Source organism: Pseudomonas sp. RA_5y_Pfl1_P24, assembly GCF_963970945.1.
Taxonomy (GTDB): Bacteria; Pseudomonadota; Gammaproteobacteria; order Pseudomonadales; family Pseudomonadaceae; genus Aquipseudomonas; species Aquipseudomonas tritici.
In genome coordinates this window covers 47,999-73,273 of sequence record NZ_CAXAOJ010000022.1, presented here as the reverse complement: position 1 = coordinate 73,273, position 25,275 = coordinate 47,999, and the positions used below count along the sequence as shown (strand labels likewise).

Below are 25,275 nucleotides of genomic sequence, written 5' to 3'. Positions count from 1 at the left end.
AGCCTGCGTTCGGCCAGCGTGGTTGATGGGGCGCCTGAGATCAAAATCAAAAACAGATCAAAAGCCAGAGCAACCGCTGCTCAGCCGAGCTCGGGCATCGGGCGGAAAGTTGTGTAGATACCTATGCCCATCGCAGGCAAGCCAGCCTCCCACCTTGAACTGTTAACGCGGTCAAAATGTGAGAGCTGGCTTGCCTGCGATGGGGCCAGGTCAGTCAACGCAAATCAAACAGCCAGCAACCGCTCACGCAACTTGCCAATCTCATCGCGCATCTGCGCCGCCGCTTCAAACTCCAAGTCCCGCGCCAACTGGTACATCTTCTCTTCCAATTGCCGAATGCGCTTGGTGATTTCACTCGGCGAGCGCAGTTCGTTCTCGTACTTGGCGCTTTCCTCGGCAGCCTTGGCCATGCCCTTGCGCTTCTTGCTGCGCGAGCCCGGTACCACGGCGCCTTCCATGATGTCGGCAACGTCCTTGAACACACCCTTGGGCGTGATGCCATGTTCCAGGTTAAAGGCAATCTGTTTGTCGCGGCGGCGCTCGGTCTCGCCAATCGCCCGCTCCATGGAGCCGGTAATGCGGTCCGCGTAGAGAATCGCCCGCCCATTGAGGTTACGTGCCGCGCGGCCGATGGTCTGGATCAGCGAGCGTTCGGAACGCAGGAAACCCTCCTTGTCCGCATCGAGGATCGCCACCAGCGACACTTCCGGCATGTCCAGACCTTCACGCAGCAGGTTGATCCCCACCAGCACATCAAAGGTGCCCAGGCGAAGGTCGCGGATGATCTCCACGCGCTCTACCGTATCGATGTCCGAATGCAGATAGCGCACGCGCACGCCGTGGTCGGCGAGATAGTCAGTCAGGTCTTCAGACATGCGCTTGGTCAGCGTGGTGACCAGCACCCGCTCTTCCAGGGCCACGCGTTTGCCGATCTCCGAGAGCAAGTCATCGACCTGGGTCAACGCCGGGCGGATTTCGATTTGCGGGTCGACGAGACCCGTCGGACGCACCAACTGCTCAACCACACGGCCCGCATGCTCGGCTTCGTAATTACCCGGCGTGGCCGAGACAAAAATCGTCTGCGGGCTGATGCTTTCAAACTCGTCAAAACGCATTGGCCGGTTGTCCAGCGCCGACGGCAGACGGAAACCGTATTCCACCAACGTCTCTTTACGCGAGCGGTCACCTTTGTACATCGCGCCGACCTGCGGCACGCTCACGTGGGACTCGTCGATCACCAACAGCGCGTCGTCCGGCAAGTAATCAAATAGTGTAGGCGGCGCCTGCCCGGAATCACGACCCGAGAGATAGCGCGAGTAGTTTTCGATACCGTTGCAGTAGCCCAGCTCCAGGATCATCTCCAGGTCGAAGCGGGTGCGCTGCTCCAGGCGCTGGGCTTCCACCAGTTTGTTGTTGGACCGCAGGTACTCCAGGCGCTCGGCCAACTCGGTCTTGATGCCCTCGATGGCGCCCATGAGGGTTTCGCGCGGGGTCACGTAGTGGCTTTTCGGATAGAACGTGAAGCGCGGCAGCTTGCGGATTACCTCGCCGGTCAACGGGTCGAAGGCCGACAGGCTCTCGACTTCATCGTCAAACAGTTCGATGCGGATCGCTTCCAGATCGGATTCCGCCGGGTAAATATCGATGACATCGCCGCGCACGCGGAAGGTCGCGCGGGCAAAGTCCATGTCGTTGCGGGTGTATTGCAGGCTCGTCAGGCGACGCAGCAACTCGCGCTGGTCGAGTTTGTCGCCGCGATCAACGTGCAGCACCATTTTCAAATAGGTTTCCGGGCTGCCCAGGCCGTAGATGCACGACACCGTGGTGACGATGATCGCGTCCTTGCGCTCGAGCAGCGCCTTGGTCGCCGACAGCCGCATCTGCTCGATGTGGTCGTTGATCGACGCGTCCTTCTCGATAAAGGTATCGGAGGACGGCACATAGGCTTCGGGCTGGTAGTAGTCGTAGTAGGAAACGAAGTATTCCACCGCGTTATTCGGGAAGAACGCCTTGAACTCGCCATACAACTGCGCGGCCAGGGTCTTGTTGGGCGCCAGCACCAGCGTGGGCCGGTTGATCTGCGCGATCACGTTGGCGATGCTGAAGGTCTTGCCCGAACCGGTCACCCCGAGCAGCGTCTGATGGGCCAGGCCGGCTTCGATGCCCTCGACCATCTGGCGAATGGCTTCTGGCTGATCGCCAGCGGGTTCAAAGCGGGTGACGAGTTGGAAATCCGACATAAGTACCTCGTGTAGTCACCCCAGACTGTAAACCCGTCGAGGACGAAATAGACCACAACCCGCGAAGATTCAGAGCGGACAGTAGGAAAAAACCATGATATCCATAGAAGTGGTGGCGAATGTGTCGGGTTTCAAGGCAATCCTCCTACGCGACCTTTCCGATCACGGTTGCAATAAGACTAACGGCCAGTAAATAAACCTAAAAACTTGGCCGAAAAGCCGTTTCGGCTGTCGCCCTTAGCCGTGATGGCCTCTATACTAGCTCCCCGTTTGTGCACCGCTCTAGTGCATTCGGCTGGAGCGCGACACGTCCCTCCCTTCCCCCATAGAGCTGCCGCAAAATGAGCCTGTTCTCCGCTGTCGAAATGGCACCACGCGATCCTATCCTGGGCCTCAACGAAGCATTCAACGCCGATACACGAACCACCAAGGTCAACCTTGGCGTGGGCGTTTACTGCAACGAAGAGGGGAAGATTCCACTCTTGCGTGCCGTTGCCGAAGCGGAAGCCATTCGCGTAGCGCAACACGCAGCCCGAGGCTACTTGCCGATCGACGGCATCGCGGCGTATGACAAGGCCGTGCAAACGCTGCTGTTCGGTGCTGAGTCGCCACTGCTGGCCGCGAGTCGCGTCGTGACCGTCCAGGCCGTTGGCGGAACCGGCGCCCTGAAAATCGGTGCCGACTTCCTCAAGCAACTGCTGCCAGACGCCGTTGTCGCCATCAGCGACCCAAGCTGGGAAAACCACCGCGCCCTGTTCGAAACCGCGGGTTTCCCGGTGCAGAACTACCGCTACTACGACGCCGCCACCCACGACGTAAACCGTGCAGGCCTGCTCGAAGACCTCAACGCCCTGCCGCCACAGTCCATCGTGGTGCTGCACGCCTGCTGCCACAACCCGACCGGCGTCGACCTGAGCCCGGCCGACTGGCAGAATGTGCTGGATGTGGTCAAGGCCAAGAACCTGGTGCCGTTCCTCGACATGGCCTACCAGGGCTTTGGCGACGGCATCCACGAAGACGCCGCTGCCGTACGTCTTTTCGCTGAGTCGGGCCTGACCTTCTTTGTGTCCAGTTCGTTCTCCAAGTCGTTCTCGCTGTACGGCGAACGAGTGGGCGCGCTGTCCATCGTTAGCGATTCCAAGGAAGAAAGCGCGCGCATCCTGTCCCAGGTCAAGCGTGTGATCCGCACCAACTACTCCAACCCGCCGACCCACGGCGCGGCAATTGTTGCAGCGGTGTTGAACAACCCTGAGCTGCGCGCCCAATGGGAAGCCGAACTGGCTGAAATGCGCCTGCGCATCCGTGGCATGCGCGAGCAGATGGTCGCCGAACTGGCCAAGGCTGCTCCGGGCAAGGACTTCAGCTTTGTCGGCCGCCAGCGCGGGATGTTCTCCTACTCCGGCCTGACCGTTGAGCAAGTCACCCGCTTGCGCACCGAGTTTGGGATCTATGCACTGGATACCGGGCGTATCTGTGTGGCGGCGCTGAACCAGTCGAACATTGATGCGGTCACAAAGGCGATTGTTCAGGTTCTCTAACTTGGCGGCGCCGCAAGAAGGGAAGCCACGGCTTCCCTTTTTAATGCCTGTCAGAAAATGCCCTGCTCCCCTAGACTGAACCCTGATTGCCCCTTTGCTGTGAGAGCCTTATGAGAAACGATGACCTGGACCTGCGTGCCGACCGCGACGAACTGGACCACTTCACCCCACGCGCGCCGCAAGCCAAGCGCCAGAAGAGCTTGGTGTTGCAGGTAGCGCTCGGCGTGTTCCTCGGAGGCTTGGCACTGTGGCTGGTGCAATTGGGTGCCACCGCGTTAATGGCAAAACTGGCGATGGGCACCCTGCAATTCGGCGGCTGATAGAGATCAAGATGTGGGAGCTGGCTTGCCTGCGATGCCAGCACCTCGGCGTATCAGGCAAAACGGGTTGATGCTATCGCAGGCAAGCCGTATACAACATTCGATCTACTGGTTTACCAGAGCGCGTTCCTCCAGCAACTTCACAAAACTGTTCAAACTCTGCGATACAGTGCCCCGCCGCCAGATCAGCCAGGTGTGCAAGATCCGGAAATTTTCCGTCAGCGGCCACACACTCACCGCCGAAAACCCCGGCATGCTTTCCAGCATGCTGCGCGGCATCAGTGCCACCCCGGCCCCGGCGCTGACGCAGGCAAGCATGCCGTGGTAGGACTCGATCTCGAAGATCTTGCCCGGTACCGCGCCGTCCTGTGAGAACCAGCGCTCAAAGTGATGCCGGTACGAGCAGTTCGAGCGAAAGGTGTAGATGTTCTCGCCGTTCACCTCTTGCCCTCGTGTGATCGGCACGTGATGCAGCGACGCAATCACCACCATCTCTTCTTCAAATACCGCTACGCCCTCAAGGGTGCTGTGCAGCACCGGGCCATCAACAAACGCCGCCGTCAGTCGACCCGACAGCACGCCTTCAATCATCGTGCCCGATGGCCCGGTGCTCAAGTCCAACTCGACCTTGGTGTGCTTCTGGTTGTAGGCCGCCAGCAATGCGGGTATGCGCACCGCCGCGGTGCTTTCCAGCGAGCCCAGGGCAAACGCGCCCTGGGGCTCCTCCCCCGCCACCGTCGCGCGGGCTTCCTGCACCAGGTCGAGGATGCGCCGCGCATAGCCGAGGAAATTCCACCCGGCCGGCGACAGGCGCAGGCGGCTTTTCTCTCGGATAAACAGTTCCACGCCCAGATCCTGCTCCAGTTGTTTGATGCGCGTGGTCAGGTTCGACGGCACCCGATGAATCAACTGCGCGGCGGCGCTGATGCTGCCCTGCTCGGCAACGGCCTTGAAGATTTCCAGCTGCACCAAATCCAATTCATTCTCCAATTGTGAATGTATTGCTCAATATTATTCAGTTTCCAGAAAAGAGATAACCCCTTAGGCTGAACTCAACGTATTCATTCAGCAGGACGGCGCCATGAACGCAACCACCCATGCCCTCTCGATTAACCCGGCCAACGGCGAAACCGTCGCCAGCTATCCCTACGAAACTCATCAGCAACTGGACGCCGCCCTCGATCGCGCCACCCACGCGTTCCGCACCTGGCGCCGCCAGCCAGTGAGCCAGCGCGCCGAGTTGCTGCTGAGCCTGGCCAGCGCCCTGCGTGACCAAGCCGAAGAAATGGCCCAGACCATCACCCTGGAAATGGGCAAACCCATCGCCCAAGCCCGTGCCGAAATCGAAAAATGCGCGCAACTCAGCGAATGGTACGCCGCCCACGGTCCGGCCATGCTCGCCCCGGAACCGACCCTGGTGGACAACGGCAGCGCCCAGATCGAATACCGCCCGCTCGGCCCTATCCTGGCGGTAATGCCGTGGAACTTCCCAGTATGGCAAGTGCTGCGCGGCGCCGTGCCGACCATGCTAGCCGGCAACACCTACGTGCTCAAACACGCACCGAACGTAATGGGCAGTGCCTATCTGATCCAACAAGCGTTTAAAAAGGCTGGCTTCGCCGAAGGGATGTTCGAAGTGATCAACGTGGCCAACGAAGGCGTGTCCAAAGCCATCGCCGATCCACGCATCGCCGCCGTTACCCTGACCGGCAGCGTGCGTGCCGGCATCGCCATTGGCTCCCAGGCCGGCGCTGCACTGAAAAAATGCGTGCTGGAACTCGGCGGCTCCGACCCGTTCATCGTACTCAACGACGCCGACCTCGACGCCGCCGTGCAAGCCGCCCTGATCGGCCGCTTCCAGAACAGCGGCCAAGTCTGCGCCGCCGCCAAGCGCCTGATCATCGAGGCCGGTGTGGTGGACGCCTTCACCGCCAAATTCCTCGAAGCCAGCCGCGCCCTGGTAATGGGCGACCCAACTTGCGCCGCCACCTACATCGGCCCGATGGCGCGCTTCGACCTGCGCGACGAACTGCACGGCCAGGTCCAGGCCACCCTGGAAGAAGGCGCAACCCTATTGCTGGGCGGCAACAAAGTACCCGGCGCCGGCAACTTCTACGCACCGACCGTACTGGCAGGCGTCACCGACCAGATGACCTCATTCAAGCAGGAACTGTTCGGCCCCGTGGCCTCAATCATCACCGCCCGCGACGCCGACCACGCCGTGGCCCTGGCGAATGACAGCGAGTTCGGCCTCACCGCCAGCATCTTCACCACCGACCCGGCGAAGGCACGCGATATCGCCAACCAGTTGGAAACCGGCGGGATCTTCGTCAACGCCTTCAGCGTTTCCGACCCTCGGGTGGCGTTTGGCGGCGTGAAAAAAAGTGGGTTCGGCCGCGAGTTGTCGCACTTCGGCGTACGCGAATTCTGCAACGCGCAAACGGTGTGGCTGGATCGCAAATAAGTCGAGCATTACCTGTGGTGAGGGCGCTCGCTCCCGTGGGGCTGCGCAGTAGAGCTAAAGCGGCCTCAACACCGAATATGCCTGCGTACGCACTGCACCAGCCCGTCCAGTGCCTGGGACTTCACCGGCGCCAGCACGCACACCGTGTGCTCGCGCTGGCCCTCTGTCACGGTCAGGGTGTAATGCACCTGGCCTGGCTTCCCGGGCTCCGGGACGGTGCTCTGCGGCAACTGAAAAAAGTCTGAAGCCGCGATCAGTTGCCGCAACTCCTGCTGATCCTGCTCAGGCAGCGCGTCCAGCTTCACCGTACGGGGCTGGGCCAAACCGGGGAAAAATGCCGGTCCGCCGTTTTCCTTGATCGAAATCTGCATGGTTGTTCCTCACGTCAGACCGAAATACCGACCGCTTTCCAACCTTCCTTGACCGCTTTCTGCTCATCCTTGTTCGCGCCGTAGAGTCGACCGGCAATATCGTAGGTGATGCGCGCAAAGCGCAGAAACCCCGAGTTGGGCCGCAGCCGCGCATCGCGCAACGCGTCATACCAGATACGCCCGGCATGCTCCCAGGCGAACCCGCCCAACTTCGTCGCCACTTGGTAGAACGCATGGTTGGGGATGCCGGAATTGATATGCACCCCACCATTGTCCTCGTAGGTGTGGACAAAATCATCCATGTGCCCAGGCTGAGGGTCCTTGCCCAGCAGTTCGTCGTCAAACGCGGTGCCGGGGGCTTTCATCGAACGCAGGGCGGTGCCTTTGATCTTTGGCGTAAACAGCCTCTTGCCGATCAGCCAGTCGGCGTCTTGCGCCGATTGCTGCAGTGCATATTGCTTGATCAGTGAGCCGAACACGTCCGACAGCGATTCGTTCAACGCGCCGGACTGATTGAAGTACATCAGCTTGGCCTCATCCTCGGTGACGCCATGGGCCAGCTCATGACCAATCACGTCGAGCGCCACTGTGAAGCGATTGAACAACTGCTCATCGCCATCGCCAAACACCATCTGGGAAGAGTTCCAGAACGCATTGTTGTAGTTCTGGCCAAAATGAACGGTCGCGTCCAATGCCATGCCGGCATCATCGATGGAGTTGCGGTCGAAGACCTGCTCGAAAAAATCAAAGGTGGCGCCCAAGCCATCATAGGCCTCGTCAACGGCCGCATCACCGCTGGCGGGCTGCCCTTCGCCACGGACCAGCGTTCCCGGCAGGCTGTCGGTGCCCTCGGCGCTGTAGATCGAGCGCCGCTTGCCTGCGGCCATGGCCAGCGCCATGTGAGCGGGCCCTTTGGCGGACACCGCGACCATGCGCAGCGAGCGGAACGTGCTGTCTTTAGCGCGGGTGCGCAACGCGATTTCCCGCTGCGCTTTATCACCGTTGCGGGCGATCTGGTCGAGCATGTAGGGCGGGATCAGGCAGAAAATCGGATTGCGATGCTGCTGGCGAACACACATTGGCTGGCTCCATTTGGCATGTGACAACGTCCGGGTATCGATTCAGGATAGCGCCATGGGGTTAACGCGTGTCATCAATTGTCATTAACCTATGTTGCAGTCGTGCTTATCCAAGGAGGACTGACCGATGCCCGCACGCAAAACCAAAATCGACCTTTCGTACCGCCCACGGCTCGCCGACCTGCGCCCGCTGCTCGCACCCAGCCCCACTCTGCTGGAGGCCAAGGCGGCGACGCCACGCGTCACTGCGGCCAAGGACTTCAAGGACCGGAGCGGCTACGCCGAGGATTTTCTCGGCAGCTTCGTGGTGCCCTGGCCCACCGTTGAGGACGCGATTGCGGATGATGTACAGACGCTGAAAGAGGGCGGCGACCGCCTGGACTACACGCACTTCTCGGTAACGATGTCACGCTCAAGGCGCCTCGCGCTGTACGTGGGCGCCAATATCGACGGGGGGCTGCATGTGGACGTTGCCCGCAGAAACGACATTTGGGCCTACGATGGCCGCCTGCCCATCGACGCGCAGGTGGGCGAAGACCTCTACGCCAGCAATGGCCTTGATCGCGGCCACCTGGTACGCCGACAGGACCCCAATTGGGGCGACGAGGCGAAAATCGCCAACGTCGACACATTCCACTTCACCAACTGCTCGCCGCAGATGAGTGGGTTCAACCAGAAGACCTGGCTGGAACTCGAAGACTATATTCTCGATAACACCCAACGTTGGAAAGCCCGCGCCACCGTGTTTACCGGGCCGGTGTTTGCCGACGACGACCGTGTGTACCGGGGCGTTAAAATCCCCAAGGCCTTCTGGAAAGTCGTCGCCTACCTCGGCGACGACGGCAAGCCTTGCGCGAGCGCCTACATGATTGACCAGAGCCGCGAGTTGGGCCAGCTCGAGCTGGTGTTCGGCCAGCTCAGGACCTACCAACGCAGTGTGATCCAGATAGAACGGCTGACCGGCATCCGTTTTGCCAACCTTGCCGACTACGACGGCTTCAGCAACGAAGAACGCGCCACCGGCACGCGGATTGAAGCATTGATACAAGGTCCGGAAGACATTCGTCTCTGACCGAACGGACGACGTACATCAAGTGTGGGAGCTGGCTTGCCTGCGATTGCCACAGGTATCTACACACTATTGTAGTAATGGAATGGACGCCCCCTCCTAACGGCATCTATGTGCCAAAGTAAAAGTGTTATCCATACTTAACGGAAGGGGGCGTCCACATGAAGCTTACGACTGTTTCGATTGATTTGGCAAAAACCGTATTCCAATTACACGGCGTCGATGACCGAGGCAAAACAGTACTCAAGAAACAGCTTAAACGAGAGCAAGTTGCTCCGTTTTTTGCCCAGCTGGAGCCTTGTCTGATTGGCATGGAAGCATGCGGCAGCGCCCATTACTGGGCCAGGAAACTGCAATCGTTCGGGCATACGGTCAAATTAATGGCCCCGCTATTTGTTAAGCCTTACGTGAAGTCGAACAAGAACGATATGGCTGACGCGGAAGCCATCTGTGAGGCCGTTACGCGACCCAACATGCGCTTTGTGCGCGAGCTTGTCCCGCTCGCTACAGGTTGCTCCTGCACCTTCAAAAAATGTGTAGATACCTATGCTGCGATGGTGCTGGATCAGGCAACCTCGTTGTCGCCTGTACCGCCGTCTTCGCAGGCAAGCCAGCTCCCACATTTTGATCTGTGTTGATTTGCCGAATCAGTCCAGCATCCGGCTAAGGAGCCGATGCCCGTCTGCAGTCACCTCGACCATCGCGGACAACATCACACCATCGGCACCGTCCTTGGAGAGCAAGCTCCAAAAGTCTGGCGGCCGATACCGCACCCCAAAGCTGCCAGCCTTGGCGATCACATACACATTCAGCACCTGCCCGGGCTGCATCAAAGGGCTGTCCCCTTCGACCTTATAACCCAGCACCTGCGGTTTCTGAATCCGTGCTTGCCCCATGGCGTAGCCCGCAAACTCGTGCACCGCGACCGCCTGCCCCGCGTCCAGCACCTGTTGAATCGCCGCCCCCACATTCGAGAGCGGCTCACCGCCGTGCACCTGGGCAATCCCACTGGCCAGTGCACGCCGCGCTGTGGCCAGCAACTGGTGCTGCGCCGGGGTGGCATCAAGGGTGGCGAAGGTCCAGACCTGGGCGACGTGGGCCCGGGCGGATGCGGCAATCAATTCCACTTTCACCAGCGCCGCGTCGGGGAACGGCACGTCAGTCGGCGGTGCGGCGCTCACTTGGTTGTTCACCGACACCGCCACCGCTGCCGGGTAGCCCTGATAGCCATACATCATCGGCAACCAGCCTTGCTGCTCGAACTGCTCGAGTAAAAACGCCTGAACCGCCGTACCGGTACCGCCCTTGCGGATCATCGGCCCGACCTGGAGCAACATGTCGCTGGCCAGAGGCGCTAACCGCGCCTCTTCAGCCAGAATGGTGGCGTCGTCCAACTGCGCGATAGCGTTCGCCCTGGCGCCGATCTTGTCTGTGTAGCGCGCCAGCAGGTCGCCAGCATCGGCATTCACGCTGAACAGCAGCGCCAGTTTGCCCAGAAGGCTCAAGGTGCGAGCAATCATTGCGCATTAATGTAATGAAATTGCGCCTGGGTCTTTTCAACGGCCGCACGCACTGTGTCTCTTTGTGCATCGGTGCCCGAGTAGTAAATCTGCATCCCGTTCAAATCCTGCCCTTCGACCGCTTTGCTGATCACAGCAACGTCGACCGGGCTGCTGGCGCCGATAATCAAAAAGAACACATCGCCCATGCGTTTTGCATTCAGCAATTCGCCCCTGAGGTGGGCGGCGTTTTGATCACTGGCCATGGCAATTGCCAGCGTATCGCCAAACAAACCGGTTTTGGGGATGCTCATCGTGTGCAAACGGAGCTTGTCCGACCCGGCGGGCATCGAATTGACGTACGCAGTGGCGGCCTCGTCAAGAATCTGCTTTTCAGATTTGCCCTGGGTGGCGCAACCGGCGAGCGTGGCGATAAGGGCGAGAACGACTAATGATTTCACTGTGTTTTCCTTGTGTGAGGGCTATCCATGGATGCGCATCATAAGAGACGCCCCCCCGCGAGAGCCACCACCGTCTTCACGACCCGCGTGTTTGGAGCTCCCGCTAAGGTGCTTGATCGACTACCATACCGCGCCGGTTCCCAAACGGGACTAATAGGGAATCCGAAGCGCGCTACACCCGCGCCAATCGGAACTGCCCCCGCAACTGTAGGTGCTGAGCCTGCTCCTTAATGCCACTGGATCACGTCCGGGAAGGCTGGAGCGTGGCGACGACGCATCAGTCAGGAGACCTGCCGGCTTAAGCTCAATCACTAACCGGCGGGGTGTCCGGGAAGGACACGCTTGCCTGTCTCCACCACAGTGCTCAAGGGTGTGTTTCCGAACCGTACCTCCCCAGTCCGACGTACGGTTCACTCGGAGATTGCCCCATGCTGCCACGCGTTACCGCCCTGCTCGTCGGCGTCAGCTTCTGTGCCCTGGCCCAAGCCGCGCCCACCCACTACCCACTGACCGTGGAAAACTGCGGCAGCCGCCTGACCTTCCAGCAGGCTCCCGCGCGCAGCGTGACGATTGGCCAGGCGGCTACCGAGATGCTTTACGCGCTGGGCGTGGGCGATAAAGTGGTTGGCACTTCGTTGTGGTTCAACAGCGTATTGCCGCAGTTCAAGGCGCAGAACGACAGCATCGAGCGCCTGGCCAACAACGAGCCGAGCTTCGAAGCGGTGATCGCCAAGCGCCCGCAACTGGTGGCCGCCGAGCTGGAATGGGTGGTCGGGCCGCAAGGCGTGGTCGGCACCCGCGAGCAATTCCATGAGCTGAAGATCCCCACCTACCTGCTACCCTCCGACTGCGAAGGCAAAGACAACCTGGTGGGCGCCGATGGCACGCGGCTGGAGCCTTTCCGCATCGCGACGATCTACAAAAGCATCAGCCAGCTGGCGCAAATTTTCGACGTACAGGATCGCGGCGAACAATTGAACGACGAACTCAAGGCGCGCCTGGCCAAGTCGGTCGCCACCGTGCAAAGCAAAGGCCTCAAGCACGCCAGCGCGTTGGTGTGGTTCTCCAGTTCCGAGATGGCCAGCGAGCCGTACGTGGCCGGCCACAAAGGCATTCCCGAATTCATGCTGCAAACCCTCGGCCTTTCCAACGTGGTGCAGTCCGATGAAGAATGGCCCGCCGTCGGCTGGGAAACCATCGCCAAGGCCAACCCGACCTTTTTGATCATCGCACGCATGGACCGGCGCCGTTACCCGGCTGACGACCATGAAAAGAAACTGGCCTTTTTGCGCAGCGACCCGGTCACGCGCAACATGGACGCGGTGAAAAACAACCGCATCATCATCATCGATGCCATGGCGCTGCAGGCCAGCATTCGTACGTTCGACGGCCTTGAACAACTGGCGGCCGCCATCGACGGCTACGACCTGCACAAATGACTGCCAGCCTGATCCGGACCCTACTGGCCCTGGCCTTGCTACTGATCGCCGTGCTCGCCGGCGTGGCCATCGGTGAAACCGCCATCTCGCCGCACGTCGTGCTCCAGGTACTCGCCAATAAACTGTGGGCGGCCGGCTATGCGCTGGACCCGATCGATGAGGGCGTGGTGTGGAACTACCGCCTCACACGTGCCCTGGTAGCCGCCGCGTGCGGTGCGGGACTGGCGACGTGCGGGGTGATTCTGCAGTCGTTATTGCGTAACCCGTTGGCCGATCCGTACCTGCTGGGCATCAGCGCCGGCGCCTCGACTGGCGCGGTGCTGGTGGCGCTGATGGGCGTGGGTGGCGGGCTGATCTCGTTGTCGGCCGGTGCGTTTGTCGGCGCGGTGGCCGCGTTTGCCTTGGTGATTCTGCTGGCGCGCGCCAGCGGTTCGTCGAGCGGCACCGGCCAGATCATCCTCGCCGGCATTGCCGGATCGCAGCTGTTCAATGCGCTTACCGCGTTCCTGATCACCAAGTCGGCCAGCTCCGAACAGGCGCGCGGCATCATGTTCTGGCTGTTGGGCAACCTCAGCGGCGTGCGCTGGCCGTCGGTGTGGTTGGCGGTGCCGGTGGCGGTCGTGGGCTTGGCGGTGTGCCTGTGGCATCGTCGGGCGCTGGATGCGTTCACCTTTGGCAGTGACTCAGCGGCGTCCCTCGGTATCCCCGTGCGCCGCGTGCAATTTGTGTTGGTGGGCTGCGCGGCACTGGTGACGGCCGTGATGGTGTCGATTGTCGGCGCCATCGGCTTTGTCGGGCTGGTGATCCCCCACGCCGTGCGTCTGTTGCTGGGCACCGGGCACTCACGCTTGCTGCCGGCCAGCGCACTCGGCGGCGCGCTGTTTTTGATTGCAGCGGATGTGCTGTCGCGCACGCTGATCAAGGGCCAGGTGATTCCGGTCGGCGTGGTCACGGCGCTGGTCGGTGCGCCGGTGTTCGCGCTGATCCTCATTGGCCGGAGGAACGCGCGATGACGGTTTTAAGCTGCACGGGGTTGGGCTTCAAGGTGCGTGAGGCTGAGTTATTACGCGATATTCACCTGGACGTGCAGTTGGGTGAAACCTTGGGAATTGTCGGGCCAAACGGTTCCGGTAAATCCACCTTACTCAAACTGCTGGCAGGCTTGCGCGCGCCGGCATCTGGCGAAGTGTTGTTGGGCGGCCAGCCTTTGGGCGACCTGTCCCGCCGCGCCATCGCGCAGCAACTGGCCGTGGTGGAGCAACAGGCTGACACGGACGATGCCATCCGCGTGTTCGACGCCGTGGCGCTGGGCCGTACGCCGTGGTTGTCGGCGCTGAGCCCGTGGTCCAGCGAAGACGATGCCATCGTGAACCAGGCCTTGCATGACGTCGACGCCACTCACCTGAGCAAACGCGCCTGGCGCAGCCTCTCGGGCGGTGAACGCCAACGCGTGCACATCGCCCGCGCATTGGCGCAACGGCCACAGATACTGCTACTGGATGAGCCGACCAATCATTTGGATATCCAGCATCAGCTGGCGATCTTGAAGGGTGTGCAAGGGCTGCCGGTGACCACATTGATTGCGCTGCATGACCTGAATCAAGCGCTGACCTGTGATCGGCTGGCGGTACTGGATCGTGGACGGCTGGTGGTGCTGGGCAAGCCGATGGAAGTGCTGACGCCGCAGCGCTTGCAGGAGACGTTTGGGGTGCAGGCGCACTACCTGACAGACCCGTTTGATGGCGCGCAGATACTGCGGTTGCGCCCGAACTGAGTAACGCCGGTTACGACAACACCAGAAATCCAATGCTGGCTTCGGCTCTACAGCACAGGACTACAGTCGTGACCGCCTGAATCCGAGGGTTTTCGCTCATACAACCTCAATCTGCGTAATGCCCACCACCTGCGCCTGCTCCAGAATTTCCTCCGGCGTCGCATCCGCAGGGGGCAGGATCAAGCCATTCTCGGCATCGCCAAAATGCAATTGCAGCAAGTGCAACGCCGCCTCATGCACCGGCAATTCGGGCTGCTTGAATTCGAACACATGGGTGCGCAATTCTTCGTTGAAGCGGTAGTTGAGCGTGTATTGGCGCATGGTGGAGTCCTCATGATGAGAGAAGAGCAGCTGATTAACCTGACTCATTGATCAAGTTTTTAGTTCAATGGATCAGCCTTTCAACGGCCTCAAGTCACAGGTACCACTCACTGGCGCAACTCACAGACTGCACTGCCCTTCATCCCCGACGCATGCACGCTCACGTGGCGTACGGCAAACCCTGGTTTCTCGACAAGCTTCTTCTCTTCCCAGACGCCGCCGTTTTCGACTTGATAGCCGATAGTGCCATCTGCTTGCCAGGTCAGCCGTAGGGTGTACACGCCGTTATGGTCGGGAGCTCGATGGAAGAAGGTGTCGATGATTGGCTTTGCCTTGTTGAAAGTGCGCAGCTGGAATAGCCGCTCGTCGCTGTCGGCGGGCGTATAGCTGGACAGGAACAGCGTATCGTCTTCCGCAGCATCCTCGGCGGCCGCAAGAATGACCGAAGGCACCCACTTTTCGCCACGGTCCTGGGTGTCGGTGGCGACCTTGCAGGTCAACTGGCCTTTGCCCGTGACATCTTGGCGCAAGGCCGTCTCGTAGTAGCCGTATGGCACGTCGAAGCGCAGTGTCTTCTCGGTGACTTGCTCACAGCCGGCCAGCAAATAAAGCGCCGATAACCCGATGAATCCTTGAAGAACCTTCACGTGCTTTCCTTGGCTTGAATGGGGGGAGCGAAAGGTTACCCGGACGAAGGAAGATTGAGTACTCCCCCGCCCATTCTTTGACTGATCCACTGGCGGCTATAGGCAAGTACACCCTGCGCCATCACCACCGGAAAATGGATAAAACCATGGGCCGACTCCGGTAACAGATGCGCCTCAGCCCCGGGCCACTGCTCAGCAATCAACAAGGTGTCATCTTTCAACGGGTCTAACTCCCCGACAAACATCAACGCTGGCGGCAACCCGACGAGGTCGCCATACAGCGGTGACAACGGCGACTGCCGACGCTCGCCCTCACTCAACCCTGGCGTCAACATGCGCAGCGCTTCGACCATGCCAGGCCCGTCCAGCAACAAGGTTTCGGGCCCCGCGGCGCGCACGCTGGGGGTGCCGGTCAAATCGTAAACGCCGTAGTACAACACCGCCCCGCTTACCCGTGTGAGCAAATCGGGCCACTGTTTCAACGCTAGCAGTGTCGCCGCCGCCAGATGCCCGCCCGCCGATTCGCCGACGACGAACACCGGCAAGTCGGCAAACTCATCCGTGGTCAGCAACCAACGCGCGGCCGCGAGGCAGTCGTCCATCAGCCCTTCGACCGGTGTGTCGACCGCCAGCCGATAATCCACCGACACCACCGCCACGTCGCACGCGTTGACCATGCCCAGATTGAGGTCGTCATCCATCTGCGCATTGCCAATCACCCAGCCGCCACCGTGGATATCCAGTACCACGCCTTTGGGTTTGCCGCTCGGCCGCAGGATGCGCACAGGCACTGAGTCGACCACCTTGCACTCCGCCTCCGGCCCTTTCCTGACCTTTTGGCTGACGCGCAACAGCGCCTGAATCAGACGCGGTGTAACCCGATTGCGGATTTTAAAGCGCGGCATCCACGCGAGCTTTTGATTGAAGCGGCGCATCTCGGCCAGTTCAGGTTCACTGGCGTGCCAGAGCTTGTGGGTCATCAGCGGTTATTCCGTAGGATCGAGAAATTCAACGCCGCCGCGACACACAGCCACGCCAGGTAGGGGAACAGGATCAAGCCGGTGATCAGGTCCAGGCGCACGGCGAGCACTACCATCGCGGCCACGGTGAACCACAGCAACGCGATAATCACCATACTGGCGAAAATCCGATGCGCGCCGAAGAATACCGGGGTCCACAGCGTGTTAAGCGCAATCTGCGCCGCCCACAACGCCAGCACGATTTCGCTGCCCGGGATCAGGCTCAAGCGGTAGCCGGCCCAGGCCAGCAGCAGATAGATAATCGTCCAGGCCACGGGAAACAGCCAGTTTGGCGGGGTGAAGCTGGGCTTTACGAGGGATTCGTACCAGGCGCCTGGTTTGAAAATGATGCCGGTGCTGGCAGCCGCCGCGCAGGCCAGCAGGAAAATAAAAAAGGTCATCGTCTGTCCTTGCTGTCGTCAGTGTTAGTGATGGGAAGGCTTTCTCCGTGCATCCTTCAATGACTCAAATGCCCGCGCAAAAATTCCATCACGCGTTGCAATTGGCGTAAACAGAGGCCTCTTCTTCACGTCATCAAAATTCGCTAAGGTGGCGCAACACCTCATGAGACCTCGCCCCTTGGCCCACTCCTGTGCTGATCATCCCGACAGCCCCTGGTCGGTATTCCTGATCTTCCTGCGCCTGGGCCTCACCTCGTTCGGCGGCCCGATTGCGCACCTGGGTTATTTTCGCGAGGAGTTCGTCACACGGCGACGCTGGCTGAGCGAGCGCAGTTACGCGGAATTGGTCGCGTTGTGCCAATTCCTTCCTGGCCCGGCCAGCAGCCAGGTCGGCATCGCGCTGGGCCTGTCCCGCGCCGGTTACGGTGGCGCCGCTGCTGCCTGGGCCGGGTTTACACTGCCGTCAGCCATCGCGCTGATTCTGTTCGCCCTGGGCCTTTCCCACTATGGCAGCGCCCTCCCCGACGGCGCGCTGCATGGCCTCAAAGTCGTCGCCGTGGCCGTGGTCGCCCAAGCCGTCTGGGGCATGGCGCGCTCCCTGTGCCAAGGCCTGGCGCGTGTGATGCTGATGATGATTGCGGCGTGTATGGCGCTGCTGGAACCGTCCGCCTGGGCCCAGGTCGGGGTGATTTGCGCCACAGGCGTGGCCGGTCTGCTGCTGTTCAAACGTGAGCCGAGCGCCGAGCCTGACACGCTGCCGGTCGCCATCAGCCGCCGCGCGGGCGCCCTGTGGCTGGGGCTGTTCCTCGTGTTGCTGGCGGGCCTGCCGATGCTGGCCGGCTGGCTGCCCACTCCCACGCTGGCCTTGGTAGATGCCTTTTACCGCACCGGCTCGCTGGTGTTCGGCGGCGGCCATGTGGTGCTGCCGTTGCTGCAAGCCGAAGTGGTGCCACCGCACTGGGTGAACAATGACGTATTCCTCGCGGGCTACGGCGCCACGCAAGCCGTGCCCGGCCCGCTGTTCACCTTTGCCGCGTTCCTTGGCGCCTCGATGAACCATGCTCCGAACGGCTGGACGGGAGGTGTGATCGCCCTGCTGGCGATCTTTGCCCCGTCATTTTTGCTGGTGATGGGTGCACTGCCGTTCTGGGCAACCCTGCGCCGCAGCCCACGCACCCAGGCCGCGCTGGCCGGCGTGAACGCGGCAGTGGTGGGGTTATTGCTGGCGGCGCTGTATCAGCCGGTGTGGACCAGCGCGATCTTCACTGCGCTGGACTTCAGCTTGGCACTGGCCGCCTTGCTGGCGCTGATGTTCTGGAAGCTGCCGCCCTGGTTGGTGGTGGCCGCCAGCGCCGTGCTGGGAGGGTTACTGGGCTGAACCCGGCGCCACAATCTTCAGCCACGGCCAACGCGCTTGATAACTCTTAGCCTTGTGCATGAACAACGCCGGCTCCGCATGCAGCGGGTTGATGCGCAGCACGCCGTGTTCCACGTCATCCAACCCATAGGGCGCGTACACCTCACCCGTCGCGATATCCAAACCGATGCACGTACCTGCCACCAGGTAACGATCCACGCCCTGCTTGGCCGAGTGCAACTGCGGATAGGGCCGACCAAACCGCTCGCCGTACCAAAGGTGCACCCGCGCCTGGTTCTTCACCTCCACATTCACGCCCAGGTCCTGGAACAGCGCCTCGGCAGAACGAATCACCGCATCTTCCGCCTCGTAGGACACGTCTGTGTCGAAGTAAAAAACGTCGTAGTCTTTCACGCCCTGAGCGGCGGGAAGATTCACTTGATGGTTCCACACTGCCTGGAACAGACAGCCGGCGGTGAGCATGCATTGGTCCACGCCGAGGTCGGGCAGGCGTGCGTTGATTTCGGCGTTGATGGGGTTGGCCATGGCCAGTTGGAGTAGGGTTTCGACTGTCAATGTCATGCTCAATCCTTCGTTGTGAGGCCAGTTCCAGGAGGCAATTCTATAGCGTATTGGATGGCGTTCTGCTCGCCAAAAGCGACAAGACTTACAGCCTCACCGACCCTGGCCGCGCTGCTTACGTGGAACAAGCACCTCGCTTTTGTTACTCACAAGGCTATGAAACCGCCAAAATCAAGGGCATCTCCCCCAACACCGGCCCAATGGGCGCCGCCGTGGATAAATCCTGGATCGTGACGGTGGACATCCGCCAGAAACCCATCGCCGCCTGGGCTAAACCCCCTGCGAAAGAAGAACTGGCGCGCAACCCGGAAAACCTCTCCGACGTGCCGAAGACCTGCCACGTGACCGTGGGCCGGGTGAAAGGTGAACAAGGCTTGAAACTGCTCGACCCGCGCTTCTCGATCATGCGCGGCGTGAGCGTGAGCCAAGGCTACTAACCCCGCAACCCCTGTGGCGAGGGAGGTTGCTCCCGTTGGGCTGCGCAGCAGCCCAAAACCATCAGCCACAGCAATTTGCTCCATTGCCTACGCTTGCGTCAGAATCCGCCGGCTTGTGCGCAGGGGTGGCCGTCTCTAAGGTTGCCTGGTCGCCGACTTCTCGGTGATCGGGTTTAGTAGCCTGAGTTGGGTATTGAAAGTGCATGAGCTTCATCAGTCAGACATTGCGTCTGAGCTTGATGGTGGCTGTGCGTAGGGCGCCTTCGGGCGCGCCGGCTTTGATATCCACCGGTCTACTAACCTGCGTACAGCTGCCACCTTTTTGTTTAGTAGCGACGAGGTGATGGCCCTAATCTGGATATCGTCATGTCTCAAGCAAAACCTGATCCATCTGTCCTTTTCAGCGTCGCCCCCGGCGCCAGCAACGAAACCCTCATCACCAACAGCTACGAAACCTTCGCTTCCGTCAGCACGCTGCTGCTCGACCTGTCCGAAGACCTGTCCGGCAAACACCGCGACATCGCCCTGGCTATCCACCAACTGAGCGAACTGGGCGTGTTGCTCACGGCCAAACTCCTTGACCGCGAAGCACCCTGCCCCGGCTGATTGTTAGCCCTTCAACTCACCCGCCCGATTACTCGCCGCGTCGTCGTAGGCCACATACAACGACTCGGCGATTTGGCTCTTGATGGTTTTGGTGGACTCAAGCCCCAATACAAACCCCTCAGCCTTACCGCCGGCGCGGTTGAGTTCTTCATGGGTTGAAGCGCCGGTGATGGCTTCGAGAAGCTTGATGGCGTGAGGGCCTAAGCCTTTGGGAAGAGAGATTTGGTCGATGGACATTGCGGTACCTTTTAAGAATGAGGTCGGTAGCGCGTGAACCACTGCCGGGATTGGCATGGTAGACCGGTTGTGAAAGAAAGGGGACGCTTTCGGCCGAAATAGCCATTGGAACATACCAACTAAGGCTTCCCCGCGTTGCCCGGTGAGGGCAGTCTGAAGATAGCCACGGCGCAGTACAACACCGCCTCAACGCCCGAGACACTCGACCGAATCTCGCCCGCGCAAGAGCGCGAGATGTGCGTGCAAACCGGTGCAAGGCTGCATCGGCGGTGTGGAGGCCAGGGTGGTCCTAAGCCACGCTATTTCGCGAACGCGTACTCCCCGCCCTGCTCCACCGCTTTGCGATACGCAGGCCGCGCCTGGAATTTTTCCACCCACGCGGCCAGGTTCGGGTAGGCCTGCAATTTGCCTTGGGCGCCGGCGACTTCCCCGATAAAGCTCATCTGGATATCCGCGCCGCTCAATTCATCGCCGACCAGGTAAGGCGTCTGCCCCAGTACATCGTTCAAGTAACCCAAATAATTGGCCACCTCCGATTCGATACGCGGGTGCAACGGCGCGCCTGCGTCGCCGAGGCGGCCGACATAGAGGTTGAGCATCAACGGCAGCATGGCCGAGCCTTCGGCGAAATGCAGCCATTGCACGTAGCTGTCGTAGGTGGCGCTGGCGGGGTCCGGTTGCAGACGGCCCTGGCCGTGGCGGCGGATCAAGTAGTCAATGATGGCGGCAGACTCGATCAGCACCTGGCCACCGTCTTCGATTACCGGGGATTTGCCCAGCGGGTGGATGGCCTTGAGTTCAGGCGGCGCGAGGTTGGTTTTTGGGTCGCGCTGGTAACGCTTGATTTCGTAGGGCAGGCCGAGTTCTTCGAGCAGCCACAGGATGCGTTGCGAGCGTGAGTTGTTGAGGTGGTGGACGATGATCATTGAATGCTCCGCTGGGCGACAGGGGTGTCTTGCAAACAGACTACGCCAGCGCCCGGGAGTGCCGATAATTAAATTTCTACGTGACGCAAGCCGTGGTGAGCATGAAAGTAGGTTCGGAAGTAGGCATACAAGGGATCTGAAACTCAGTGGGCGTGGGCTATTTTTTGATGGGTGAGATCTTTGATCTGCAACGCATGACTGAAGGTGGCGGCGGCCTTGGCTGCTTGCTCCAATGCGCCGAAGTTCATGAAAAGCTGCTCCCCGACCTTGTCGAATCCGCCTTGGTTTGCGAACGCTTCTTGAAGTTTTTCACGCGCGGTGCCGTGTTTCAGCGCATAAGCGATTTCGTCCATTGAATGCCCCCCATCAACATAAATAAATAACAATGCTTGAATGGCCAAGTACGTTTCTATGTCGGTGGCGCTCGCCTGTGCATGGGCCTCTTGGCAGGCACGTAAAGCACCGTGTTCAATCAAGATGGAACCCGAAGGACCATTGACATAAGTACCGGTACCTTTCTCAAAAAAGTCCTTCAAGTACGAACCCGGCTTGAACGCATCGGGATGATTGGGATCTTGCATCTCGAGCCGGTCTGGACAGCGCGTACTGGCGCTGGCCAGTAATGGGTTCTTGTAATCATCTTCATATTTAATGTAGTAGGGCTCGTTTAGCCGCAAATCCCTCGGCGTCGCATCAATGTTCCTCATGATGCCGACGTTAAAACTGTCTGCCTGCCTGAACACGTTACCCTCCTTGGCGTTGAGTTCCACTCGCCCTTTTCCGGGTGCTCTAATGGGATCAAACACGCCATCCCAATGCCCCGCCGGAAGTTTTGCTGCGACCTCAGGTTCATTTTTCAGCGCGTAACTTAAGTACCGATGTTTGTAAATATCAAACAGCGCGTGTTGCGCGGACGTTGGAATGTCCAGCGTTTCGAGGGTTTTCTTAGCGCGCGCATAGAAACCTTGAAGCTGATCCAAGCCAATAATGCGGGTGTCAAAACTTTCATTGCGCCACGCGGCTTCATACTTATCAAATAGCGGTGCAGGAATGAAATGCTGTTTAAGAAAGTCGACTTGACGATCGGAGATGTCTGAAAACTTCTGGTATTTCTCCGGACTGCTGAAATAGTCTTGCAAGGCATACTTGGCGTAATAGCTCTCAAATGCTCGCCTGACCGGATCGTTTACCATGGCGAGCCTCATCGCCCCCTCGGCGCCCTGCGTTCCTTGATCGCTGACGAGTTTGGCCAGCTCAGCCCTACGTGCCTCCGGGTGCTTGATGAGCTGGAGCGCAGCCAGGATTTTTTGGGTTTGCGTTTCAACAGGTCCTGCAATCCTGAAGCGATTCAAACCCAGGCTCAACGCACCATCCTTAATAGATGCTTTGCCGGGCAAGATATAATCTTGAGAGTATTTTTCCACAATATCACTGTCTATAACGGCATTGTAGACAGCGCCATTTCTGACTTGCGCCCCCTCCACCAGAAAATGAACCGGATATTCTTCGTCTCCATTTTTTATAGTCAACGACGGCAACGTGTTGGAGGACACATCAATCGCCCTGTTCTTAATGCAGTCATAGTTTTTAATGAATTCAGTTTTTCCCAGTCCGTTACCTTCACTTTTTTGACCCACAGCCGTTCGTTGCACAGGTACCGCGCCCGCTTCAATGCCCATGACGTATCACTCATATAAAAGAGGTGGAATGCTGCTGAGTACTTAATTGAGCTTGTTATCGATTGACACCATCAAACTGTAGAATCCATCCAACGCGCCCTGCAACTTCTCAGGCGAGACAATGCAATCTACGACCAACAACGCTTTGACTTCATGGCCGTGCTGTCCTTTTCCGAAGACTGCCTGCCCCGTCACTACCCATGGCAATGCATGTTGCAGTAGACCGAGTAATTCCCGTGCATGAAAATCAATAGCGAAGTGCCTTTTCAACTGACTCCACATCCACACCCTGTCATTTTCAACAGTAATGATAATGGGATTAATCGTTTTGAAGTTAATTTCAATAGACGAATGAATATCGAAAGCACCAATGTGCTCCTTGGAAATTCCGATATTCAGCAGAGTCGCACGCAAAGTACTCGAGATATCAAAGTTCATACCTATAACCCCGTGGGATCGAAGGGCGTTGTTGTTGGCCGTGTTCCTTGGAGACCTGGATGCTGGCGTCACTCATCGGGTGCGCCAGGGTTCGGACAATAAGTGGTCAGTCGCTACGAAAGGGTTCCGCTCGCCAGCGTCGGCGCTTACGCCAATCGAAACCGTGCAGTGTTGTCACTCAGTGCCTGGCTGCCCTTGCTCAGCGTGTCGGCCGCCTGGTTCACCGCGCGCGCGCCGTCGAGCAGGCGCCCGGCGGCCTGGTCGACCTGCTGGATATTGCCGCTCACTTCATCCGCCGTCGTGGCCTGCTCCTCCACTGCCGTGGCGATTTGCGCCAAGGTGTCGGTAACGTTCTGCACCGCGCCCGCGATCTCGCCCAATCGAACGCCAAGCCCGGTGACCGATTGCGCATCCGTCAGCGCTTGTTCGCAGGCGGCGCCCATCAGCGTGACTGCCTGACTGACCGTCGCGCGCAGGCTGTCCACAGTGCCGGCGATCTGTGCGGTCGAGGCCTGGGTGCGTTGTGACAGACTGCGCACTTCATCAGCGACCACGGCAAACCCCCGGCCCTGCTCGCCGGCGCGGGCGGCTTCGATGGCGGCGTTGAGTGCCAGCAGGTTGGTCTGTTCGGCGATGCCCCGAATGGTATCGACCACCGATTGAATCTGCTGGCCCTGCTGGTTGACTTGCTCCAGCGCATTGGCGGTGTCAGTCAGGCGTTGATTGAGCTGCTGGATGCTGGCCGTGGTGCGCTGGCTGTCGCGACTACTGTCCTCGGCAATGCGCCGGGTTTGTTGGGCGCTGCTCGAGGCTTGTTCGCAACTGCGGGCAACGCCCACGGAGGTGGCGGCCAATTGGGTAGCAGCGGCGGCAATCTGGCTGATCTGGTGTTGCTGGTCTTCGACCTCGTTGAGGGTACTGCCCGATTGCGAGTTGAGGGTCTGTACCGCAGAGCCAAGCTGCTGGGTTTCGTGATTGACGCCTAGCAGACTGGTGCGCAATTGCACCACTGCGACGTTCAAGGCAGCGCTGATCGCGGCGAGCTCGTCGCGCCCCTCAACGGCCACTTCCACACACAGATTGCCGTCTCGCAAGGATTCGGCCAAGGTAGTGATACCGCTGGCGCTGCGTCGGATCGAGGCTTGCAGGCAAATGAACAGATACAACGCTGCCAACGCCAGCAGGCTGAAGGTCGCCGCCAACGGGATAAACTGCTGCATGGAACGCGTGTGGTAATAGCTCAAGCGCGCATCCAGCGAGGTCAGCGACTGGTTACGCAGTGCGGCCAAACCGTCGAGCATGCCGTCGACACTGGTTACGAAGGCCGCCGTGTCGAGCTTGATGGTGCCGCCGAACACGCCGTCGTCGAGCACTTTGAGTTCGTTGTCCAGCCGTTGCAGGCTGTTGTCGTACTGCGTGGTCCAGGGCTCTAGACCCACGTATTGCTTGGCTCTAAGGGGGGCAGCGGCCTTAACCAACTGGTCCCGTGCATCGCCGATGCGGCTGCGCAGGTCACGCATCTGCAAACGGCTTTGCAGGGTGAACTGCCCCGAGGCGATGGAGGACTGACCCACACTGGCCATGCGGCCGATCCGCTCAATCAGGTCAGGCGTTTGCTGGGTGGAAATCTGCATCAACAGGTAGGTTTCCAACCACGGGTCGAGGATCAAGCCGGTATCCTGGGTGATCTGCTCGCGCAGGGTTTGCATCGCGGTCAGGGCCAAGGTGAAACGGTCGTAGCCGTCCGGCCACCAGCCCACGGTGCGCAGGGATTGGGAATCCATGCCCTTGACTGTGGCCTGTAAGGCTTCGAAGCGGGCCAGGATATCGGCGCTGGCGTTCTGGGACTTTAGTGAATCGCCCAACGCTTGCAGGCTTTGCAGGATCACTGGGAAATTCGCATCCACCTTGTCCATCGCCGCCTTCGCCGCCGGCGTCGGAGCGTGCAGGATATCTGCCGCTTTCCACCGCGCGGCCAGGTTGCGCTGGGCCGTCAATTGGTCATCCAACGCGTCCAAGGCTTTTAATTGCCGAACGCCGGACTGCTCGCTCGAGATCACGGTTAATTTGTCGCGATAGTCCGAGCCAATCGTCCATAGGCTACCCGCCAGGGGCAGCATGAACAGCAAGAACAGGATCTGGAACTTGCGCGCAAAGCCGAAACGACCCAGCAGGCGGATACCCGGTGATAAAAGGCTGTGCATGTCCGACCACTCTCCAAAAACGACCCACGCGGTGCACCGCTGGGTGAAGCCTTGAAATGACTAACGGCAAAATGCCATGTCATTGATTGGAAAGCCACAAGCAAAAAATGGGCCTATGAGGGAACGCCCCGAAATAGGCGGGCTCGCACCAAATAAACAACGAGAAA

The 25,275-nt window shown here is 59.8% G+C and carries 26 protein-coding genes, 1 pseudogene and 1 riboswitch; of the genes and pseudogenes, 11 read left to right on the top strand and 16 right to left on the bottom strand.

The genetic code is table 11. From position 1 onward, the window contains the following. Nucleotides 1–224: 224 nt before the first annotated feature. Nucleotides 225–2,240 carry an excinuclease ABC subunit UvrB gene (gene uvrB, locus AACY30_RS26335; protein ID WP_065880879.1) on the bottom strand — a complete coding sequence of 672 codons (2,016 nt, stop codon included), beginning with the start codon at nucleotides 2,238–2,240 and terminating at the stop codon, nucleotides 225–227. A gap of 341 nt (nucleotides 2,241–2,581) precedes the next feature. Between uvrB and AACY30_RS26330 the strand changes: the two genes are divergently transcribed. Then, complete coding sequence (locus AACY30_RS26330) at nucleotides 2,582–3,778, top strand: amino acid aminotransferase (RefSeq protein ID WP_339416357.1); 1,197 nt, start codon at nucleotides 2,582–2,584, stop codon at nucleotides 3,776–3,778. A 110-nt stretch (nucleotides 3,779–3,888) separates the two neighbouring features. Beyond that, a complete protein-coding gene (locus AACY30_RS26325; protein WP_038442076.1) occupies nucleotides 3,889–4,098 on the top strand; it encodes a hypothetical protein in 210 nt (69 codons plus the stop codon). Between the two features lie 105 nt (nucleotides 4,099–4,203). On the opposite strand, the gene ptrR is transcribed toward AACY30_RS26325, so the two are convergent. After that, nucleotides 4,204–5,076, bottom strand: coding sequence for a putrescine utilization regulator PtrR (ptrR, locus tag AACY30_RS26320; protein WP_339541368.1), 873 nt, complete (start codon nucleotides 5,074–5,076; stop codon nucleotides 4,204–4,206). A 103-nt stretch (nucleotides 5,077–5,179) separates the two neighbouring features. Here ptrR and AACY30_RS26315 point away from each other — a divergent pair, with 103 nt between their 5' ends. Then, nucleotides 5,180–6,562 (top strand): aldehyde dehydrogenase family protein, encoded by a 1,383-nt coding sequence (locus AACY30_RS26315; protein WP_339541367.1) that lies wholly within the window; start codon nucleotides 5,180–5,182, stop codon nucleotides 6,560–6,562. Between the two features lie 65 nt (nucleotides 6,563–6,627). On the opposite strand, the gene AACY30_RS26310 is transcribed toward AACY30_RS26315, so the two are convergent. Next, complete coding sequence (locus AACY30_RS26310; protein WP_339416362.1) at nucleotides 6,628–6,933, bottom strand: protealysin inhibitor emfourin; 306 nt, start codon at nucleotides 6,931–6,933, stop codon at nucleotides 6,628–6,630. 14 nt (nucleotides 6,934–6,947) lie between these two features. Further along, nucleotides 6,948–8,012: a M4 family metallopeptidase gene (locus AACY30_RS26305; RefSeq protein ID WP_339541366.1), complete on the bottom strand. Its 1,065-nt coding sequence runs from the start codon at nucleotides 8,010–8,012 to the stop codon at nucleotides 6,948–6,950. 127 nt (nucleotides 8,013–8,139) lie between these two features. Here AACY30_RS26305 and AACY30_RS26300 point away from each other — a divergent pair, with 127 nt between their 5' ends. Next, nucleotides 8,140–9,084 (top strand): DNA/RNA non-specific endonuclease, encoded by a 945-nt coding sequence (locus AACY30_RS26300; RefSeq protein WP_339541365.1) that lies wholly within the window; start codon nucleotides 8,140–8,142, stop codon nucleotides 9,082–9,084. 158 nt (nucleotides 9,085–9,242) lie between these two features. Continuing rightward, a pseudogene (locus tag AACY30_RS26295) lies at nucleotides 9,243–9,566 on the top strand (IS110 family transposase); the annotation flags it as partial. A 162-nt stretch (nucleotides 9,567–9,728) separates the two neighbouring features. Here AACY30_RS26295 and AACY30_RS26290 read toward each other — a convergent pair. Both AACY30_RS26290 and AACY30_RS26285 read right to left on the bottom strand, forming a co-directional pair. Further along, nucleotides 9,729–10,601 (bottom strand): M24 family metallopeptidase, encoded by an 873-nt coding sequence (locus AACY30_RS26290; protein WP_339541364.1) that lies wholly within the window; start codon nucleotides 10,599–10,601, stop codon nucleotides 9,729–9,731. Continuing rightward, nucleotides 10,598–11,041 carry a hypothetical protein gene (locus tag AACY30_RS26285; RefSeq protein ID WP_339471308.1) on the bottom strand — a complete coding sequence of 148 codons (444 nt, stop codon included), beginning with the start codon at nucleotides 11,039–11,041 and terminating at the stop codon, nucleotides 10,598–10,600. Before AACY30_RS26285 ends, AACY30_RS26290 begins: the two co-directional genes overlap by 4 nt. Before the next feature lie 117 nt (nucleotides 11,042–11,158). Further along, nucleotides 11,159–11,353: riboswitch (cobalamin riboswitch) on the top strand. Nucleotides 11,354–11,469: 116 nt separating this feature from the next. Between AACY30_RS26285 and AACY30_RS26280 the strand changes: the two genes are divergently transcribed. The 3 genes from AACY30_RS26280 to AACY30_RS26270 are packed head-to-tail and all read left to right on the top strand — an operon-like array spanning nucleotide 11,470 to nucleotide 14,254. Next, on the top strand, nucleotides 11,470–12,480 hold the full coding sequence (locus AACY30_RS26280; RefSeq protein WP_339541363.1) for an ABC transporter substrate-binding protein: 1,011 nt from the start codon (nucleotides 11,470–11,472) through the stop codon (nucleotides 12,478–12,480). 8 nt (nucleotides 12,481–12,488) lie between these two features. Then, nucleotides 12,489–13,493, top strand: coding sequence for a FecCD family ABC transporter permease (locus AACY30_RS26275; RefSeq protein ID WP_339416751.1), 1,005 nt, complete (start codon nucleotides 12,489–12,491; stop codon nucleotides 13,491–13,493). Next, nucleotides 13,490–14,254, top strand: coding sequence for an ABC transporter ATP-binding protein (locus tag AACY30_RS26270; protein ID WP_339541362.1), 765 nt, complete (start codon nucleotides 13,490–13,492; stop codon nucleotides 14,252–14,254). Before AACY30_RS26275 ends, AACY30_RS26270 begins: the two co-directional genes overlap by 4 nt. Before the next feature lie 96 nt (nucleotides 14,255–14,350). Here AACY30_RS26270 and AACY30_RS26265 read toward each other — a convergent pair whose 3' ends face one another. From AACY30_RS26265 to tspO, 4 genes are all read right to left on the bottom strand, one after another. Further along, nucleotides 14,351–14,575, bottom strand: a complete 225-nt coding sequence (locus AACY30_RS26265) for a hypothetical protein (RefSeq protein WP_065874145.1) — start codon at nucleotides 14,573–14,575, stop codon at nucleotides 14,351–14,353. 107 nt (nucleotides 14,576–14,682) lie between these two features. Continuing rightward, a complete protein-coding gene (locus AACY30_RS26260) occupies nucleotides 14,683–15,222 on the bottom strand; it encodes a hypothetical protein (RefSeq protein WP_339471311.1) in 540 nt (179 codons plus the stop codon). Nucleotides 15,223–15,257: 35 nt separating this feature from the next. After that, nucleotides 15,258–16,202 (bottom strand): alpha/beta hydrolase fold domain-containing protein, encoded by a 945-nt coding sequence (locus AACY30_RS26255; RefSeq protein ID WP_339471312.1) that lies wholly within the window; start codon nucleotides 16,200–16,202, stop codon nucleotides 15,258–15,260. Next, nucleotides 16,202–16,642 carry a tryptophan-rich sensory protein TspO gene (gene tspO / locus AACY30_RS26250; protein WP_339471313.1) on the bottom strand — a complete coding sequence of 147 codons (441 nt, stop codon included), beginning with the start codon at nucleotides 16,640–16,642 and terminating at the stop codon, nucleotides 16,202–16,204. Before tspO ends, AACY30_RS26255 begins: the two co-directional genes overlap by 1 nt. A 163-nt stretch (nucleotides 16,643–16,805) precedes the next feature. Here tspO and chrA point away from each other — a divergent pair, with 163 nt between their 5' ends. Then, nucleotides 16,806–18,020, top strand: coding sequence for a chromate efflux transporter (chrA, locus tag AACY30_RS26245; RefSeq protein ID WP_339541361.1), 1,215 nt, complete (start codon nucleotides 16,806–16,808; stop codon nucleotides 18,018–18,020). Here chrA and AACY30_RS26240 read toward each other — a convergent pair. After that, nucleotides 18,009–18,581: a nucleotidyltransferase family protein gene (locus tag AACY30_RS26240; RefSeq protein ID WP_339541360.1), complete on the bottom strand. Its 573-nt coding sequence runs from the start codon at nucleotides 18,579–18,581 to the stop codon at nucleotides 18,009–18,011. The two genes, chrA and AACY30_RS26240, sit on opposite strands and share 12 nt — an antisense overlap. Before the next feature lie 50 nt (nucleotides 18,582–18,631). On the opposite strand from AACY30_RS26240, the gene AACY30_RS26235 reads away from it, so the two are divergent. Then, on the top strand, nucleotides 18,632–19,018 hold the full coding sequence (locus AACY30_RS26235) for a hypothetical protein (RefSeq protein ID WP_339541359.1): 387 nt from the start codon (nucleotides 18,632–18,634) through the stop codon (nucleotides 19,016–19,018). Between the two features lie 366 nt (nucleotides 19,019–19,384). Continuing rightward, nucleotides 19,385–19,624, top strand: a complete 240-nt coding sequence (locus tag AACY30_RS26230) for a DUF6124 family protein (protein WP_339541358.1) — start codon at nucleotides 19,385–19,387, stop codon at nucleotides 19,622–19,624. A gap of 3 nt (nucleotides 19,625–19,627) precedes the next feature. Here the strand turns inward: AACY30_RS26230 and AACY30_RS26225 are convergent, their stop codons facing one another. The 5 genes from AACY30_RS26225 to AACY30_RS26200 all read right to left on the bottom strand — a co-directional run bounded on the left by AACY30_RS26225 (nucleotide 19,628) and on the right by AACY30_RS26200 (nucleotide 25,108). Beyond that, nucleotides 19,628–19,861, bottom strand: coding sequence for a hypothetical protein (locus AACY30_RS26225; RefSeq protein ID WP_339416375.1), 234 nt, complete (start codon nucleotides 19,859–19,861; stop codon nucleotides 19,628–19,630). 299 nt (nucleotides 19,862–20,160) lie between these two features. Further along, nucleotides 20,161–20,787 (bottom strand): glutathione S-transferase family protein, encoded by a 627-nt coding sequence (locus AACY30_RS26215; protein WP_339416376.1) that lies wholly within the window; start codon nucleotides 20,785–20,787, stop codon nucleotides 20,161–20,163. Between the two features lie 143 nt (nucleotides 20,788–20,930). After that, nucleotides 20,931–22,466: a hypothetical protein gene (locus AACY30_RS26210; protein ID WP_339471319.1), complete on the bottom strand. Its 1,536-nt coding sequence runs from the start codon at nucleotides 22,464–22,466 to the stop codon at nucleotides 20,931–20,933. Between the two features lie 42 nt (nucleotides 22,467–22,508). Further along, nucleotides 22,509–22,904: an InvB/SpaK family type III secretion system chaperone gene (locus AACY30_RS26205; protein WP_339471320.1), complete on the bottom strand. Its 396-nt coding sequence runs from the start codon at nucleotides 22,902–22,904 to the stop codon at nucleotides 22,509–22,511. A 146-nt stretch (nucleotides 22,905–23,050) separates the two neighbouring features. Beyond that, nucleotides 23,051–25,108, bottom strand: coding sequence for a methyl-accepting chemotaxis protein (locus tag AACY30_RS26200; RefSeq protein ID WP_339541357.1), 2,058 nt, complete (start codon nucleotides 25,106–25,108; stop codon nucleotides 23,051–23,053). Nucleotides 25,109–25,275 lie beyond the last annotated feature (167 nt).